Annotated in this window: 19 protein-coding genes and 1 tRNA gene; 9 read left to right on the top strand and 11 right to left on the bottom strand. The window is 64.3% G+C overall.

What is annotated here, in order from left to right; genetic code table 11:
- Positions 1-20: 20 nt before the first annotated feature.
- Both ABIC03_RS12630 and ABIC03_RS12635 read right to left on the bottom strand, forming a co-directional pair.
- Positions 21-1271, bottom strand: a complete 1251-nt coding sequence (locus tag ABIC03_RS12630) for a multidrug effflux MFS transporter (protein ID WP_354058455.1) — start codon at positions 1269-1271, stop codon at positions 21-23.
- A 159-nt stretch (positions 1272-1430) separates the two neighbouring features.
- A tRNA-Leu gene (locus ABIC03_RS12635) sits at positions 1431-1519 on the bottom strand.
- Between the two features lie 172 nt (positions 1520-1691).
- Between ABIC03_RS12635 and ABIC03_RS12640 the strand changes: the two genes are divergently transcribed.
- The gene (locus tag ABIC03_RS12640) at positions 1692-2108 is read left to right on the top strand and encodes a twin-arginine translocation pathway signal (RefSeq protein WP_354058457.1); all 417 of its coding nucleotides are present in this window, start codon (positions 1692-1694) and stop codon (positions 2106-2108) included.
- A gap of 15 nt (positions 2109-2123) precedes the next feature.
- On the opposite strand, the gene ABIC03_RS12645 is transcribed toward ABIC03_RS12640, so the two are convergent.
- Both ABIC03_RS12645 and ABIC03_RS12650 read right to left on the bottom strand, forming a co-directional pair.
- Complete coding sequence (locus ABIC03_RS12645; RefSeq protein ID WP_354058458.1) at positions 2124-3326, bottom strand: FAD-dependent monooxygenase; 1203 nt, start codon at positions 3324-3326, stop codon at positions 2124-2126.
- 19 nt (positions 3327-3345) lie between these two features.
- Positions 3346-3591, bottom strand: coding sequence for a zinc-finger domain-containing protein (locus ABIC03_RS12650; protein WP_007602543.1), 246 nt, complete (start codon positions 3589-3591; stop codon positions 3346-3348).
- 304 nt (positions 3592-3895) lie between these two features.
- Here ABIC03_RS12650 and ABIC03_RS12655 point away from each other — a divergent pair, with 304 nt between their 5' ends.
- Positions 3896-5032 (top strand): hypothetical protein, encoded by a 1137-nt coding sequence (locus tag ABIC03_RS12655; RefSeq protein WP_354058460.1) that lies wholly within the window; start codon positions 3896-3898, stop codon positions 5030-5032.
- Between the two features lie 35 nt (positions 5033-5067).
- Positions 5068-5823 carry an alpha/beta fold hydrolase gene (locus ABIC03_RS12660; RefSeq protein WP_354058462.1) on the top strand — a complete coding sequence of 252 codons (756 nt, stop codon included), beginning with the start codon at positions 5068-5070 and terminating at the stop codon, positions 5821-5823.
- Here the strand turns inward: ABIC03_RS12660 and ABIC03_RS12665 are convergent.
- Positions 5809-7182: a hypothetical protein gene (locus ABIC03_RS12665; RefSeq protein WP_354058464.1), complete on the bottom strand. Its 1374-nt coding sequence runs from the start codon at positions 7180-7182 to the stop codon at positions 5809-5811. The genes ABIC03_RS12660 and ABIC03_RS12665 overlap by 15 nt on opposite strands.
- Positions 7183-7457: 275 nt before the next feature.
- Between ABIC03_RS12665 and cysE the strand changes: the two genes are divergently transcribed.
- Both cysE and ABIC03_RS12675 read left to right on the top strand, forming a co-directional pair.
- Positions 7458-8282, top strand: coding sequence for a serine O-acetyltransferase (cysE, locus tag ABIC03_RS12670; protein ID WP_007602549.1), 825 nt, complete (start codon positions 7458-7460; stop codon positions 8280-8282).
- Positions 8283-8430: 148 nt separating this feature from the next.
- Positions 8431-8649 (top strand): DUF3126 family protein, encoded by a 219-nt coding sequence (locus tag ABIC03_RS12675; RefSeq protein WP_007602550.1) that lies wholly within the window; start codon positions 8431-8433, stop codon positions 8647-8649.
- A gap of 16 nt (positions 8650-8665) precedes the next feature.
- On the opposite strand, the gene ABIC03_RS12680 is transcribed toward ABIC03_RS12675, so the two are convergent.
- Positions 8666-9373, bottom strand: a complete 708-nt coding sequence (locus ABIC03_RS12680; protein WP_354058468.1) for a hypothetical protein — start codon at positions 9371-9373, stop codon at positions 8666-8668.
- 221 nt (positions 9374-9594) lie between these two features.
- Here ABIC03_RS12680 and ABIC03_RS12685 point away from each other — a divergent pair, with 221 nt between their 5' ends.
- Both ABIC03_RS12685 and ABIC03_RS12690 read left to right on the top strand, forming a co-directional pair.
- On the top strand, positions 9595-9924 hold the full coding sequence (locus ABIC03_RS12685) for a DUF6949 family protein (RefSeq protein ID WP_007611845.1): 330 nt from the start codon (positions 9595-9597) through the stop codon (positions 9922-9924).
- 88 nt (positions 9925-10012) lie between these two features.
- A complete protein-coding gene (locus ABIC03_RS12690; protein ID WP_275170186.1) occupies positions 10013-10543 on the top strand; it encodes a gamma carbonic anhydrase family protein in 531 nt (176 codons plus the stop codon).
- Positions 10544-10545: 2 nt separating this feature from the next.
- On the opposite strand, the gene ABIC03_RS12695 is transcribed toward ABIC03_RS12690, so the two are convergent.
- On the bottom strand, positions 10546-10710 hold the full coding sequence (locus tag ABIC03_RS12695; RefSeq protein ID WP_275170187.1) for a ribosome modulation factor: 165 nt from the start codon (positions 10708-10710) through the stop codon (positions 10546-10548).
- Positions 10711-10821: 111 nt separating this feature from the next.
- Between ABIC03_RS12695 and ABIC03_RS12700 the strand changes: the two genes are divergently transcribed.
- Positions 10822-11121 (top strand): hypothetical protein, encoded by a 300-nt coding sequence (locus ABIC03_RS12700; RefSeq protein WP_275170188.1) that lies wholly within the window; start codon positions 10822-10824, stop codon positions 11119-11121.
- Positions 11122-11223: 102 nt separating this feature from the next.
- The gene (locus ABIC03_RS12705) at positions 11224-11586 is read left to right on the top strand and encodes a hypothetical protein (protein WP_354058471.1); all 363 of its coding nucleotides are present in this window, start codon (positions 11224-11226) and stop codon (positions 11584-11586) included.
- Positions 11587-11760: 174 nt separating this feature from the next.
- On the opposite strand, the gene ABIC03_RS12710 is transcribed toward ABIC03_RS12705, so the two are convergent.
- The 4 genes from ABIC03_RS12710 to ABIC03_RS12725 form a co-directional block, all read right to left on the bottom strand.
- Entirely contained in the window at positions 11761-12255 is a 495-nt protein-coding gene (locus tag ABIC03_RS12710; protein WP_354058473.1) for a hypothetical protein, read from the bottom strand.
- Between the two features lie 176 nt (positions 12256-12431).
- Positions 12432-13163: an aspartate/glutamate racemase family protein gene (locus ABIC03_RS12715; RefSeq protein ID WP_354059633.1), complete on the bottom strand. Its 732-nt coding sequence runs from the start codon at positions 13161-13163 to the stop codon at positions 12432-12434.
- A 4-nt stretch (positions 13164-13167) separates the two neighbouring features.
- Positions 13168-14046 (bottom strand): ABC transporter permease, encoded by an 879-nt coding sequence (locus ABIC03_RS12720; protein WP_354058475.1) that lies wholly within the window; start codon positions 14044-14046, stop codon positions 13168-13170.
- 3 nt (positions 14047-14049) lie between these two features.
- A complete protein-coding gene (locus ABIC03_RS12725; protein ID WP_007602562.1) occupies positions 14050-15009 on the bottom strand; it encodes an ABC transporter permease in 960 nt (319 codons plus the stop codon).
- Position 15010 lies beyond the last annotated feature (1 nt).

Genomic DNA, 15010 nt, shown 5'->3' on the forward strand with positions numbered 1-15010 from the left:
CGAGAGCGCCGCGAAGTTCCTCAGCCGATGGCGCGATGATGCGGCTTGAACAGCCGTCCCCTCTCCACCACCAGCACGATCGCGAGCGCGGCGAGTGACGACACGAAGAAACCGATCGAAAACGGCAGCAACGTGCCATCGAAGCTTTGTCCGATCGCCATGCCGACGGCGATGCCGATCAGCGTGGTGATCGAGCCGTAGAGCGAGGACGCAGTGCCGGCGATGTGGCCCTGCGGCTCCATGGCGAGTGCGGTGAAGTTGGCAACCATCATGCCGAACGAGAACATCATGAGTGCCGAGAGCACCATGAACAGGGGAAGCGGCAACGCGCCGAGGCTTTCGGTCAGCAGCATCACGCCCGCCACCGCGGTGTAGAGTGTCAGCGCGCCGTGCGAGATCACGCGCATGCCGAGGGTCCCGACGAATCTTGCATTGAGGAAGCCGGCAATGGCGGTGCCGGCCGCGATCGCGGCGAAGGCGAGCGGAAAATAATGGCCGAGATGATAGATGCCGACAAAAACTTGCTGAGCCGAAAACACGTAGGCGAACAGCGCGCCCATGACGCTACCGGCGGCGAGCGCGTAGCCGAGGGTTTGGGGATGGGTCACGGTCTGCCAATAGGCCGTGAGCACGTCGGCCGGCGCAAGTGACCTGCGTTCGCTCTCAGGCAAGGTCTCCGGAAGCCGCAGCACGGACCATGCAAGCGCGAGCAGACCGTAGAGCATCAGCACGACGAAGATGCCGCGCCATTGCGTCACCAGCAGCACCGCCTGTCCGAACGAGGGGGCGATCACGGGCACGGCGATGAAAATCATCATCGCAAGCGACATCACGCTCGCCATGCGGCGGCCGACGTAACAGTCGCGCACGATCGAGGTCGCGATCACGCGCGTGGCCGAGGTGCCGAAGCCCTGCAGTGCGCGTGCCAGCAGCAGCGTTTCGAACGACGGCGCGGCAATCGCCAGCACGCTCGCCACCGCATAGACCGCCATCCCGCCAAGCAGCACCGGGCGGCGGCCGAAGCGATCCGACAGCGGACCCATGACGAACTGCCCCGCGCCAAAGCCGATCAGGAAGGTCGACAGCACCAGCTGAAGATGGTTGGCGACGGGGATATTGAAGGCCGACCCGATATTGGGCAGCGCCGGGAGCATCATATCCATCGCAAGCGGATTCAGCGCCATGATTGACGCGATCACGATAACGAATTCGGGGAAACCCATCGGTCGGTGTCCCGAGGACACCCAATCGTCGGCATTGACGTCGGACAAGAAGCTCACCTCTGATTTGAGGGACTTGTCTACCTCCAATGCTGCGTTGCACAAGCGATGTTTCGGGATGGCTGGCAGGCGGTGCAGGAGCAGGCAGAATTGATGAGGGATCAACGCTCGCGGCCGCGTCGTTCGGTGGGATCATCCGCGCAGCTCTCGTGGTGCGGGCAGCCGGAATCGAACCGGCACAGTGCTTGCGCACCGAGGGATTTTAAGTCCCTTGCGTCTACCAATTCCGCCATGCCCGCTTGATCCAACGAGATCAGTCACTTAAGTCCCTTACCGGCGGTCTGGAATTGGCGTTTGCAGGCCGGAGGGGCGGTACTTCCTTAGGCGAGCAGGCGGCACAAGGCAAAGCCTCAATCCGGACATCTGTTGTTGCTTTAGGCATTCTCAATCGACGGGGACTATTCATCCGACATGGCTGCTTTGATCCAATATCGCCTGCGTACATGCTGCGTGGCCGTCGCGCTGCTCGCGGCCGGCTTCGTGCTGTCCGGCTGCGCAGGCATGAGCGAGACCGTCGCTCCGGCATTTGCCGATCCCGCCAGGTACGAATTGTACGATTGCAAGCAGCTCGAGGGCGAGCGCAAGTCGCTCGCCAACCGAACCGGTGATTTGCAGAGACTGATGGACAAGGCACAGACCGGCGCGGGCGGCGCCGTCGTGTCGGAGCTTGCTTATCGCAACGAATACATCGCGGTACGCGGGCAGGCGCAGATGGCCGATGACGCTTGGCGCCGCAACAAGTGCCGGGAAACGCCGCCCGAGGCGACGCCGGCCGCCAATCCTGGCCCGATCAAGCCTGGCCCGAAATCGACACGAGCAGTGCGCTGAAACCAGCGCCTCGCATCAGGGCCGCCAACCGTAGATCCAGTCCTGTCGTGCCAGCATGCGTTCCGGGCCGAGCGCGCGGACCGCAAGATCGCGTGCGTAGGCCAGCGGCCCAGTGAAATGATAGATGCGGCCCTGCTGCCGCGCGGTCCGCTGCACCCGCCGCACGCGCGCCTGACGCATACGGCCGTATTGTTTCAGCGCAGCTGTGATGCCCGCGGTGCTCTCGGCGATCTCAAGACTCAAATGCTGCGCGAGCACCGCGGCGTCCTCGATCGCCATGCCGGCGCCCTGGGCTGCAAACGGCAGCATCGCATGCGCGGCGTCGCCGAGCAGCGCGACCGGCCCTTTGCTCCAGGGGCAGTCGTCAGGCACGCCGAACAGCGCCCATTTCCGCCAGCTATCGACCGTGGCGAGCATCATGCGCGCCGCTGGCGGCCAGCTCGGCGCGGCGAAGGCGTCCATCACCTCGCGGGGATCGCCGGGCGTGCTCCAGCCCGGTCTGTTCCAGGTGCCCGGCAGCACCGCGACCACGTTGATCTGGCGTCCGCCCGCGATCGGGTAGGCGACGAGATGGGCATTCGGGCCCATCCAGAGCTGGACCCGGCGCGCGGTGTAGTCCTTCGGCAGTTGCGTCGCATCGAGCGTGCCGCGCCAGGCGATCAGCCCGGAAAAGCGCGGCTGCACCTCGGGAAACAGATGCTGGCGCACCGTCGACCAGATGCCGTCGGCGCCGATCAGCGCACTGGCGAGATCGCTGCGCCGGATCGTGCCGCTGCGATGGACGACCGTCAGCCCCTTGGCGTGAGGCGCGACGTCTTCGAAGGTCGCACCAAGTTTCAGGTCGATATCGGGATGGTCGGAGACTGCGCCAGCGAGGGCGGATTGCAAATCGGCGCGGTGCACCACCCAATAGGGGGCGCCGGCGCGCGCGGCGGCGGCTTCTCCCAGCGGCATGCGCAATAGCTCGCCGCCGGCCCGCGCGCTCATGATCGAGACCGCCTCCGGGATCACGGCGCGCAGCTTGAGGCGCTCGGTGAGGCCGAGCTCGACCAGCACGCGGCTGGCATTGGGAGAGAGTTGCAGACCGGCGCCGACTTCCTCGAGCCGCTCGGCCTTTTCCAGTACCACGATGCGGAAGCCGCGGGCCGCGAGCGCAAGCGCAGCCGTCAGTCCACCTATGCCGGCACCGGCGATGACAATCGTTCGGGAGAGCGCCACCCCTGGCCGATGGAAGCGGTCAGGCCACCTTGTCCTTCAGGACGCATTCCGGCGGACGGGCTTCGCCCGCCTTCAGGTCGGCGGCGAAACGGTACAGCGTCGAGCAGTAGGGGCAGATGATCTCGTTGTCATTGCCGAGGTCGAGGAAGACGTGCGGATGATCGAACGGAGGGTTGGCGCCCACGCACATGAACTCTTGCGAGCCGATCTCGATGACGGGGACACCGGCATCGTTGTGGAAGTGCGGGACGACATGGTCGGACATCGTACTCATCCTGGAGTGGCAATGGCGGCAGACACAATCACGACTGACGCGGCATTATTAAGGCGCCGCGGACCATACTGGTGGGTACAGATGATTGCTAGTCCAGCGGAACCGAAAGCTCCGCAATGCCCCATGCTCATTTGCTCATGCAAATTCGACACAATCTTGCGGCCTGAGAGAAGCCCTTCTTTCGTCGGGGACGTTGTGTCGCAATTTTGGCATACTATGTCTGTGGACGAGCGCAATTGCGACGAAAGACGAACCGTCAGGCGTCAACGATCTCAGGACCGTCCAGGCTCTCCGCATGAAGTGGTTGCGAATCAGCACAGCGTTGACCGGTATCGCGGCATGCGGCTTCATGCTCGCGCAGGTAGCACCGCATGCCCGCGAGGCCGGCGCGATTCTGGCCGCCCGGGACGATCCCGCCGCGCTGTCCGAGATCAAGCTCGACGCGCTGCTGCGGCACAACGACCGCCTGATTCAGGACAACATCGATGCCGCGCTTGCATCGGGCGATGCCGATCTCGCCGACAGTTTTGTCGCGCTGGCGCGCGACCGCAACATCGCGCTGCCTGACGACCTCCTGAGCCGTGTCAACGACGCGGTCAAAGCCGAAAATTCCACCTCGCATTTCGCAAAACGGTTTGCCACCGGTCTCGTCACCGGCAGCGCGGACGATGTTGCGAGCCTGTCGGGAACCGTGGCCGGCGATCTCTTCGTCATCGGCGACATCAGGGACATCGTGCGCGAGGGCAAGCACCTCGCCATGGGCGAGGAGACCGATCGCCTGGTGCTGGGCCTTGCCGCCGCGGGTCTGGCGGTCACGGCCGTGACCTACGTCTCCGTCGGCGGTGCCGCGCCGGTTCGCGCCGGGCTGACGCTGGTGAAGGACGCACGCAAGGTGGGCCGGCTGGGCGAGGGACTGGCGGCCTGGGCCGGCCGGTCCGCGCGCGAGGTCGTCGATACGCCGATGCTGCAGAACGCGGTTGCCTCCGGCTCGGTGCTGCGGCCGGGCCAAACCTTGAGCGCAATCAAGGCCGCGTTCCGCGCCGAGAAGGCTGGCGCGCTGGTTCGGCTTGGCAAGGATGTCACGCGCGTCGTCGAGAAGACCGGCACGCGCGGCGCGATGGATAGCTTGCGCATCGCCGAAGGTCCCAAGGACGTCGCACGCGCGGTGCGGCTCGCGGAAGTGCAGGGCGGCAAGACGCGCGCGATCCTGAAGCTGCTCGGCCGCGGCGCGCTGCTGCTGATCGGCGGTGCGTTCAATCTTGCACTCTGGCTGTTCGGTGCGGCCCTAACGCTGTTCGGCCTGTTGTCATCGATCAAGGCGACCACGGAGCGCCTGACCCAGGCCTGGTGCGATCGCAGACGGGCGCGGCGACTTCGCCAGGCCCGGATCGCCGCCGAAGCCGTTCTGGCAAGCGCTGCCGTCTCGGCCTAAGGTACCTCTTCACCTCAAGATTTGCGGAACTGATGATGCCGAGCTTTCACAACGGCGCCGTTGAAATTGCCTATCTCGACGAAGGCGAGGGCGATCCGATCATCCTGGTGCACGGCTTTGCCTCCAGCAAGAACGTGAACTGGGTCTATCCGACCTGGGTCTCGGAGCTGCGCAAGAACGGCCGCCGCGTCATTGCGCTCGACAATCGCGGCCATGGCGAAAGCGCCAAGCTCTACGAGCCCGCGCAGTACTCGATCCCGACCATGGCCGGCGACGTGCTCGCGCTGATGGATCACCTCGCCATCCCGCAGGCCGATCTCATGGGTTATTCGATGGGCGGACGGATGACCGCCTGGCTCTCCCTCAAGGAGCCGCAGCGCCTGCGTTCGGCAATCCTCGGCGGCATCGGCATCGGCGGCCTGATCGAGGGCACCGGGCCCGGCGAGAACGTGGCGAAGGCGCTGGAAGCGCCCTCGCTCGACGACGTCACCGATCCCGTCGGACGCACGTTTCGTGCTTTTGCAGACCAAACCCGTTCCGACCGCAAGGCGCTGGCCGCCTGCCTGCGCGGCACACGCGATCTCATGACGAAGGACGACGCCGCGCGCATCGACGTGCCCGTGCTGATCGCGGTCGGCAGCAGCGACGACGTCGCGGGCTCGGCCAGCGCACTCGGCGCCATCATCCCGGGTTCGGAAGTGCTCGACATCCCGAACCGCGATCACATGCGGGCGGTCGGCGACAAGGTCTACAAGACCGGCGTGCTCGATTTCCTGTCACGCCGCGGCTGAGGTCTCGTCCGCCGCCTCGTCGCCGAACGAGCGAAACAGCGCTACCAGCACTGTGAAGGTCGCAACCCACACCATCCGCGCGCCGTAGCGATCATGGGGGCCGGAGATGACGGCGCAGATGAAGGCGTTGCCGAGCAGCGCCAGAGTCACCGTCGCCGCCAGCAGCGTCAGGTCGTCAAGCCAGCGGTTCGCGAGCGCATGCGCGAGCAGCACGACCAGGGCCAGCATCGAGGCCAGTGCAACGGGAACGTGCAGCCAGTTGATGGTGTCGAAATTGACACCCCAATGCTGCTGGCGCGCGGCGCGCATCGGCGCGGCTTGTGAGGGGATATAGCGTTCGATGATGCCGCGGGTGTGTGGGATCCAGCCATTGGTGCCTTCGCCGGTCGCTACATGCAGCAATTGCTGGCCCATCGCCCGCAACGCCGCGCCGGCCTGCCAAGCCGGATAGTCGGCAAGCGAACCCACGACGATGGTGCCCATCTCGTCGTTCATGCCTTCGAAGCGGCCGAGCGTGTTGAACATGCTCTTGCCCCACAGAAATTCGTCAGCGGTCGCCGGCAATTGGTCGCGATAGGGACACAGCTTGAGTTTTTCGCGCGGGCAATGGTCATTGAGATAGCGCGCAACGATGCCGTCCTGCATCATGCGGCCGAAGGCGACGCCGGTGCCGCCGGGCGTCCATGTCCATTTGCCCGACAAGGCATGGTTCGCCGACACCAGCATCAGGCCACCGGCGACGACGGTGAGGCTCGCTTGAGCCAATCCGGCGATCGGAAGCCGGCGCCCGAGCAACGGCCGCGCCATCCAGCCGACGACGCAGAGACCGAGCAGCACGCCGAGCGTGGCGCTGTGGGTCGCGGCGGCAAAGGCCGTGAAGACGAACAGCGAGATTTTTTCGAGCACCGAGGTCCGCTGCCCACCGATGACCAGCAGGAATAGCGACAGCACCGACAGGCCTGCAAAAATGTCGGTGAGCAACATGCTCGCAAGCCAGGGCAGCGCGGTCGACAGGATCAGGAGCAGGCTGATCGCGACGAAGCGGAACGTCTGCATCATCGAGAGCACGCGCAAGGTGAGCTGCAACAGCCACAGCGTCGCCAGCGACTGGACCGCGAGGTTGATCCAGAAACCAGAATTCTCGCCATAGTGCAGATAGATGCCGAACACGGTGGAGCGGCTCGGGACGAGATAGCCCTCGTACCAGCGCGCCAGATAGCCTCCGGTATCCCATTGCAACAGCGGATAGCCGTTCCAGAACGCCGGCGCGATCATCAGGAGCGGCAGGGCGACCGCGGCGAGCCGCAGCCAAAGTGAGCCCACGGCGCCCGCGCGCGCATGATCGGTGGTGATGGTCAAATCCGCTCCGTCCTCACTCGGACCATGCCTGCAATAACGGTTGATGCGGAATTCACCAATAGTTTGACGCCGCCCGGCTTGAATTTGGCAAAACCCTGACCATTTTGAGCCGACCTCGCGGCCCGGGGTGTCGGAAGAAACTGTTGTGATTCAACGCATTGGCATGCCCTGGCGGGACAACGCACTGTTCACTCTTAGGCAAGCCCGTCAGGACTTTGTCGCCTAGACTGTGTTATAGAACCAACGAAACGAGCCAATTCGAAAGAGCAGATCTCATGGCAGTGCATCAGGTCAATCCGGGAGGAAAGCTCGCAACGCTTGATCCGATCTGGGATCGGATCCGCGGCGAAGCGGAGGACATCGTCCATCGCGAGCCGGAGCTTGCGACCTTCATCTATTCGACGGTGCTGCATCACAGCCGCCTGGAAGATGCGGTGATCCATCGTGTCGCCGACCGGCTCGATCACTCCGCGCTGTCGGGTGATCTCGTGCGCCAGACCTATGACGAGGCGCTGCGCGACGATCCAGATCTCGGCAACGCGTTCCGCGCCGATCTCGTCGCCGTCTACGACCGCGACCCCGCGACCTCGCGCTTCATTGATCCCTTGCTCTATTTCAAGGGCTTTCACGCCATCCAGACCCACCGCCTCGCGCATTGGCTCTATCTGAAGGGCCGCAAGGATTTCGCGTATTATCTGCAGAGCCGGGCGTCTGCGGTATTCCAGACCGACATCAATCCCGCCGCGCGCATCGGCCGCGGCATCTTCCTCGACCACGCCACCGGTTTCGTCTGCGGTGAGACTGCGCTCATCGAGGACGACGTCTCGATCCTGCATGGCGTCACGCTCGGCGGCACCGGCAAGGAGAACGAGGACCGCCACCCGAAAATCCGTCACGGCGTCCTGATCGGCGCCGGCGCGAAGATCCTCGGCAATATCGAGATCGGTCATTGCGCGCGCATCGCGGCGGGCTCGGTCGTGGTCAAACCGGTGCCGCACAACGTGACGGTCGCAGGCGTGCCCGCCAAGGTCGTCGGCGAAGCCGGCTGCGCCGAGCCGTCGCGCACCATGGATCAGATGATCAACGCCATGGGACTCTGAGGCGGACTTTGAGGCGGGACTTCGAACTTGTCGGAAGGGGCGGGATTTTCCGCCCTTTCGCCCAAAATTCTTTGGCAATTCATGCTGGCGGTTAGTCGCGTCTCGTCCTAAAACCCGCGGCAACCCAGATTTCGATTGGAGACTTGCTGTGGACGTCAAGGAAGTTAGGAAGCTCGACGCGTATCTGAAGCGCGTATTCGGCAATCCCAAGATCCGCGTCGTGCCGCGGCCGAAGAAGGATGATTCCGCCGAGGTCTATATCGGCGAGGAATTCATCGGCGTGCTCTTCGTCGACGACGAGGACGATGATCGCTCGTTCCAGTTCCAGATGGCGATCCTCGAGGACGATCTGGTCGACCAGGAATAGTTCTTCACCACGAGTGTTAAATCCGCGGCCCGCGCAACTGCGCGGTGAGCCGGTCCATCGCCTCCGCCGCATCGCGCCATTGCGACAGCCAGCTTCGCGGAAAGCGGAAGGTGAGGTCGGCGCCGCCAACGCGTCGTTCGGCGAGGCACATGCCGGGCGTCGCCCCATCGCGCGTGCACCGCGCGGTCAGCGCGGGACTTGCGGCAGAATAGAGATCCTCGCTGCCATAAGGCGTGTCGGCGCGGAACATCCGCATCATCAGCCCGTCCTGGGGCACTGCCGCGGCCTGGTCGAGATAGCGCGGATAGATCGTGGCTGTGCGCTGCTCGGGCGAGAGCGCATCGCGATGCGCGGCGATCGACAGGAAGATGCGGTCGATCGGCTGCATCGCCGCATCCACACTATCAGCGGTGACGTGCTTCGGCGCGCCCGGCGGCTCCAGCGAAGGGTACAGGAAGTCGAGGTCGATCCGCTCCTGCGGCCCGGAGTGGCGCTGGATCTTCATGCGGATCGCGGTGGTCGGCAGGTTGAACAGCGTGCCGCCGACGCTCACCGGCAGCTTGTCCGGGGCGCTCGCGCCGCTCGGGCCCCAGGTCGGCCACAACAAATAGGCGACGAGCGCGACGGCACACACCGCGGCAATGCCGCCGAGTACGATCGGGACCACGTGGGCCCGGGTGCGCGTCCGGGGGGACTGAGGGGAGATTGCCGAAAACAGTGTCATGAGCCGCGCGAATGAGCCGGAAGTCGGCCGATGGCCGACGAATCAGCGGCGAATATGCCACGCGGCGGTGATTTCGCGGAGCGCTCACCGGCTGCAGGGAAGGGAGAGGGGCCTGCGTGGAACGGCCGGCGGCGTTAACCTTCCCTTAAGGATAATGTAGCGTTAACCGGCACTCTTTGTCACAGGAAGGCTCTGGCGTTGCGTAAGGGCGGACCGTTCCGATGACACCTGAAGCTCTCAATACATTCTTCTCGATAGGCATCGGTTTCGCGCTCGCGGGGGCGCTCGTGAGCGGATACCAGACGGTCGCACAGCGGCCCGCCGGCTTCGGTCTGTTGCAGGACGGCGTGGCGCCGAAGACTTTCGCGGCGGTTCCGTTTCTGGTGTTCGCGGCGCCCTTCATCATCATGCGCAACACCTTGCGCGGCAGGCAGCTGGAGAGCCGCCGCGTCGAATTCGTGATGATGGCGACCGTCATCGCCGGCTTCTGGAGCATGATGAGCGGCACCTTCTTCCTGATGACGCTCCGCGCGGCCGGCGTTCTGGTCTGATGCGCGCTGTAGGGCTGCCTGCGCGGCGGCCCTTTGCGTCGAGGCTGCCGTTTCGCTATGGCTGGGGTTGACGCGACAGGAGACCCTCATGGCGATCTACGAGCTCGACGGGCAGGCGCCCGATCTTCCCGCCGACGGCAACTACTTCATCGCGGAGACCGCCACCGTGATCGGCCGCGTGCGCTTGAAGCCAGGCGCGAGCGTCTGGTTCGGCGCGGTGCTGCGCGGCGACAATGAGTGGATCGAGATCGGCGAGGGGTCCAACGTGCAGGACGGCTCGACCTGCCACACCGATCTCGGTTTTCCGCTTCACATCGGCAGGAACTGTACGGTCGGCCATAACGTCATCCTGCATGGCTGCACCATCGAGGAGGGCGCACTCGTCGGCATGGGCTCCATCGTGATGAACGGCGCCAGGATCGGGCGCAACAGCATCGTTGGCGCCGGCTCCGTCATCACCGAGGGCAAGGAGTTCCCCGAACGGTCCCTGATCATCGGTTCGCCGGCGCGGGTGATCCGCACGCTCGACGACGCCCAGGTGCAGAAGATGGGCAGCGCGGCGAAGTTCTACGTCGCGAACGGCCCGCGCTTCACGAAAGGCCTCAAGCGGATCGGGTGAGCTCAGTTTCCTTCGGACTCGCGCGCTTCTATTGCGGTTGCGACCTTCTCGTGCCCCGCGGACCAAAGGGCATGCTCGTCGCTGCCGTCTTGGTACGGATTGGCTTCCGCCGGAATGTTTTGACGCGCCGCGCGTTCGCCTTCTGCAAAAGCATCGCGATCGTTCATCGTGACTGCGCCTTTCTGTTTCCGGAGCCTTCCCGGGTTTCAAGCTGATGCGACGGCATTTGTTCCGGAACCGGTCATTGCTGCGGCGGTTGACCGGCGAAGGAGAATTCAATGGCCAGATTGCCCACAACCCATTCAATCAAGACCGTGATCGTGATCTTCGCCCTTGCCGCGATGCCGGCCGTATCGTTCGCGCAAGCCACCGGCGGCTCTGCGGGATCGGCCGGAGGTGTGGCCAACTCTCCGGCTCCCGCGCCTGGCACCAACAGTCTGGGTACCGCCCAATCGTCCGGTGCGAATGCACCCGGCGCCACCACCGGGACCGGTGCAGGCGGGAGCACTGATGCCGCCGTCAACGCCGAGAACCGGCTCCTCGACAAGAAGCTCAAGAGCATCTGCCGCGGCTGCTGATGCTCGCGCGGAAGTGAGGCAGCGTGGCTGTCCCGAATGCCCAGCGGACGCTAGCTTGGTCCTGCTTTGAGCGTGGAGCGTGTCCACGCGGAGGATCGAGTGATGTTACGCAGGATGATGATGGCGGCGCTGGCCGTCGCGGCAATCGGGCTGTCGGCCCCACAGGCGGCCCAGGCGCGAGGCGGTTTCGGCCACGGGGGCGGCGGCTGGGGCCACGGCGGGGGCTGGGGTCACGGCGGCCATTGGCGCGGCGGCGGCTTCTGGCCGGGGATCGCCATCGGGGCGGGTATTGCCGGCGCGGGTTATTACGGCGGCTATTACGGCTACGGCCAACCATATTACGGCAATCCGTATTACTATGGTACCGGCTACAACGATGGCGGCTATGGCGGCTGCTACGTCGTGCGCAAGCGCGTCATGACGCCGTCGGGCTGGCGCATCCGCCCCGTGGATGTTTGCGAATAGGCGGCGGCGCCCGTTAAAAAACAAGGCCGTTGACGCAATATACCGTCAACGACCTTGCCAGCCCCGGACATTGAAATCGGCTCACGCCATCCGGTAACGGCGAGCATCGCTTGGAATCATACGGGTGAATGTGATCCAGTTCACAAGTCCAAAAATATAGGCAGCGCCGGCTGCTCAGCTGCGCGAGCCCTTCCGTGCACTGGCATGGACACGATGCCGTGCAGGTTTCCTGCGGGTAACCGAGGGAGCCTCCGCCTCGGTTGCTCGGGCGCTGGCAAAGGATTGCCGCAGGCCGTCGATGGACTCGTTGAGTGTCGTGACCTGCTCGGACAGGCGCTTAGTGTCGGCCTGCTGGAATGCGAGCAAGCGTTTCACACTCTGGAGCTGGTCTTGCACGACCTGGAGCTGGTCAATCGATTCCTGCTGGGTTGCCTCCAGCCCCTTGGTCTTCTCGACCAGCTGCTCGGATGCTTGTGCGGTGCGAGCCTGAAGCTGCCGCGACGCCACCACCCGGTCGGTCTCAGGGGCTGAGCCGGTATAGGCGCGCCAGATCGCGATCGAGGTCACGCCGGCGATCAGCAGCAGGAGCGCGGCGGCGGTCAGCGCGATGGGCTGGGCGCCAAGGCGAAGGAGGGGATGGGACCGTGTGTCCTCTGCGAGATCGATCATCGCTGACAAAACCCAAATTGAAACTTGGTGAGTGGCGAAGACCGGCAACCCTGAGGCCGCCGGGTGTCCCGAAAGCGTTACGTTTCAGCAAGGAATGGGACCAAAAAGAGGCCAAGAGCAAAAAAACCAGCAATCAGGATGCCTTAGGGCATCCGAGCGCCCGTCAGAGGCAGAGATCAGGGCTGAAACGGCGAAAACGGACCTGAATAGGTCTTCGATCGGGGCGCCGCATAGGGTCCGAGTCGGGAGGTCTTCAGGCCAAGTCGCACCAGTGATTCCGCCAAAGTCACTGCGGCGGCGACGCCGTCGATCACGGGCAGGCCGTGCATGGCGGCGAGTTCATTGGCGAGATCGGCCATGCCGGCGCAACCGAGCACCACGGCCTCTGCGCGGTCGTCGCGGATCGCGACTGTGATTTCGGTGGAGATTTTTGCGAGCGCATCGGTGTTGCGCTCCTCCAGCGCGAGCACCGGCACCTCGGCGGCGCGGACGCGGGCGCAGCGTTCGGCGAGGCCGTATTTCCGCAAATTATGCTCGATCGGCACGATGGAGACACCGAGCGTCGTCACCACGGCGAAGCGCGCGGCGATCAGGCTCGCCATGTGGAAGCCGGCCTCGCCAATGCCGATCACGGGTGCCTTTGCCGCGGCGCGCGCGGCGTCGAGGCCGGTGTCGTCGAAGCAGGCAATGATGTGCGCGTCCGCGCCGTCGCGGTCGGCCTCGCGGATGCAGCCGAGCATGCCGGGCACCGCGAACGCCTCGTCGTAAAATCCCTCGATCGAGACCGGGCCCATCGTGGGCTGACGCGCATCGATCACGGTGTCGGGCATGGCGACGCTTCCCGCCGCAGCGGCGATCTTCAGCGTCATGGCCGCAGTGGTGTTGGGATTGACGACGTGAAGCCGCATCAGATCAGACAAGCCCTTTGCCGGCGTCCGAGCCTTTGGCCGCCTGCCGCTTGTTGAGCATGTGGATGGTGCCGAGCGCAAGCGCGATCACCGTGAACGAGACGGCCGAGATCACGGTGCCGAGCGCATAGATGTCCGGGTTCGTCACGGTGGTGGTGAGGCCCTGGAGATCGAGCGGCAGCGTGTTCACCGCCCCGATCGCCTGGCTGGAACGCGCGAGTTCGTCCCAGGACAGCGTGAAGCCGAACAGTCCAATGCCGATCACGGGGGGCAGGATGATCGGCAGCACGACATGACGGAAGGCCTGCCATGGCGTTGCGCCGAGATCGCGCGCGGCTTCCTCGAGCCTGGGATCGAACCGGTTGAAGATCGCGAACATGATGAGCAGCCCGAACGGCAGCGTCCAGGTCAGATGTGCACCCAGGCCCGAGGTGAGCAGGCCCATCGAGGTCTCGAAATTCTCGTTGATGGTGCCCTTGATCAGATCGTCGATGATGCGGAATTCAAGCGAGATGCCGAGCGAGGTGATGATCGAGGGCACGATGAGGCTCGCGATCGCCGAGTAGAACAGGATGCTTTGCGCTTTGAACTTGCGGCGAAACGCCATGCCGGCGGCGACCGACAGCACGACGGTGACGATCATCACGATAATGCCAAGCAGCAGCGAACGACGAAAGGCCGCACCGAGATCGACGATGCCGGTGCCCTGGAACAGTTTTGCGATCCAGAAAGTCGATACACCGTTCATCGGGAAGGTGAGGCCGCCCTGCGGCCCCTGGAACGACAGCACGTAGATCGCAATCATCGGGCCGTAGAGGAACAGCGTGTAGGCCGCGAAGAAGATCGCGAGCACGTAGAAAGAGCGCGGGCGTCCTTCCTTCATGCTCTAGAGCTCCTTCTTGATGTCGACGATGCGCGACATCATGGTGATGATCAGGAAGGTGATGACGAGCAGGATCACGGCGTTGGCCGCTGCTGCCGGGAATTGCAGCGCATTCACCCGCGTCTCGATGATCTTGCCGGCGGCCGCGATCTGCTGCCCGCCCATCACGCCGATGGTGATGAAGTCGCCCATCACTATGGTGATGACGAAGATCGAGCCGATCACGATACCGGGCTTGGCGAGCGGGATGATGACGTTGACCAGCGTCTGGAAGCCGGTCGCCCCGGCGTCATAGGCGGCCTCGATCAGCGATTTGTCGATGCGCACCATCGAGTTGAAGATCGGCACCACCATGAAGAAGGTGAAGAGGTGAACCAGCGCCAGCACCACGGAGAATTCGGAGAACAGTAGCCACTCAACGGGATGGTTGATCAGCCCCGTCTTCACCAAGCCTGAGTTGACCAGGCCATTGCGCCCGAGCAGCGGAATCCAGGCGATCATGCGGATCACGTTGGAGGTCCAGAACGGGATCGTGCAGAGCAGCGACAGTCCCATCTGCCATGTCTTGGACTTGACGTGGAAGGCGAGGAAGTAGGCGACCCAGAAGCCGATGAAGAGTGTGATGACCCAGACGAGGAAACAGAGCTTCAGCGTCTTCAGATAGGTCTTGGCGATGGTGCAGAGATCGGGGAGCTGCGCGATGCAGCCCTCGAACGTGTCGGTGTAGCCGCGGCCCGAGAAGGCCGGCAGCAACTGGTATTCGTTGTAGTCCCAAAACGAGACGATAACGACGAAGACGAGCGGGATCAGGAAGAAGGCGAGGAACACCAGCATCATCGGCCCGGCCTGGAGCCAGGAAATGAAGGAGGGTGACAGCCGCGCCGCTTTGCTGCGGCGCGCCGTCTCCGATCCCCGGACCAGATCCGGGGATGCCTGTTGCAGGATGTCCTCCGACGTGTCCATC

Origin of the sequence: Bradyrhizobium sp. RT6a (assembly GCF_040547675.1) — a bacterium.
Lineage (GTDB): Bacteria > Pseudomonadota > Alphaproteobacteria > Rhizobiales > Xanthobacteraceae > Bradyrhizobium.

Excerpts from the sequence above, each read along its gene's own strand:
- ABIC03_RS12725 (WP_007602562.1), bottom strand. The coding sequence starts at position 15,009 with ATGGACACGTCGGAGGACATCCTGCAACAGGCATCCCCGGATCTGGTC.
- ABIC03_RS12660 (WP_354058462.1), top strand. The coding sequence starts at position 5,068 with ATGCCGAGCTTTCACAACGGCGCCGTTGAAATTGCCTATCTCGACGAA.
- ABIC03_RS12650 (WP_007602543.1), bottom strand. The coding sequence starts at position 3,591 with ATGTCCGACCATGTCGTCCCGCACTTCCACAACGATGCCGGTGTCCCC.
- ABIC03_RS12715 (WP_354059633.1), bottom strand. The coding sequence starts at position 13,163 with ATGCGGCTTCACGTCGTCAATCCCAACACCACTGCGGCCATGACGCTG.
- cysE (WP_007602549.1), top strand. The coding sequence starts at position 7,458 with ATGGCAGTGCATCAGGTCAATCCGGGAGGAAAGCTCGCAACGCTTGAT.
- ABIC03_RS12695 (WP_275170187.1), bottom strand. The coding sequence starts at position 10,710 with ATGAACGATCGCGATGCTTTTGCAGAAGGCGAACGCGCGGCGCGTCAA.
- ABIC03_RS12690 (WP_275170186.1), top strand. The coding sequence starts at position 10,013 with ATGGCGATCTACGAGCTCGACGGGCAGGCGCCCGATCTTCCCGCCGAC.
- ABIC03_RS12640 (WP_354058457.1), top strand. The coding sequence starts at position 1,692 with ATGGCTGCTTTGATCCAATATCGCCTGCGTACATGCTGCGTGGCCGTC.
- ABIC03_RS12720 (WP_354058475.1), bottom strand. The coding sequence starts at position 14,046 with ATGAAGGAAGGACGCCCGCGCTCTTTCTACGTGCTCGCGATCTTCTTC.
- ABIC03_RS12710 (WP_354058473.1), bottom strand. The coding sequence starts at position 12,255 with ATGATCGATCTCGCAGAGGACACACGGTCCCATCCCCTCCTTCGCCTT.
- ABIC03_RS12685 (WP_007611845.1), top strand. The coding sequence starts at position 9,595 with ATGACACCTGAAGCTCTCAATACATTCTTCTCGATAGGCATCGGTTTC.
- ABIC03_RS12655 (WP_354058460.1), top strand. The coding sequence starts at position 3,896 with ATGAAGTGGTTGCGAATCAGCACAGCGTTGACCGGTATCGCGGCATGC.
- ABIC03_RS12705 (WP_354058471.1), top strand. The coding sequence starts at position 11,224 with ATGTTACGCAGGATGATGATGGCGGCGCTGGCCGTCGCGGCAATCGGG.
- ABIC03_RS12700 (WP_275170188.1), top strand. The coding sequence starts at position 10,822 with ATGGCCAGATTGCCCACAACCCATTCAATCAAGACCGTGATCGTGATC.
- ABIC03_RS12680 (WP_354058468.1), bottom strand. The coding sequence starts at position 9,373 with ATGACACTGTTTTCGGCAATCTCCCCTCAGTCCCCCCGGACGCGCACC.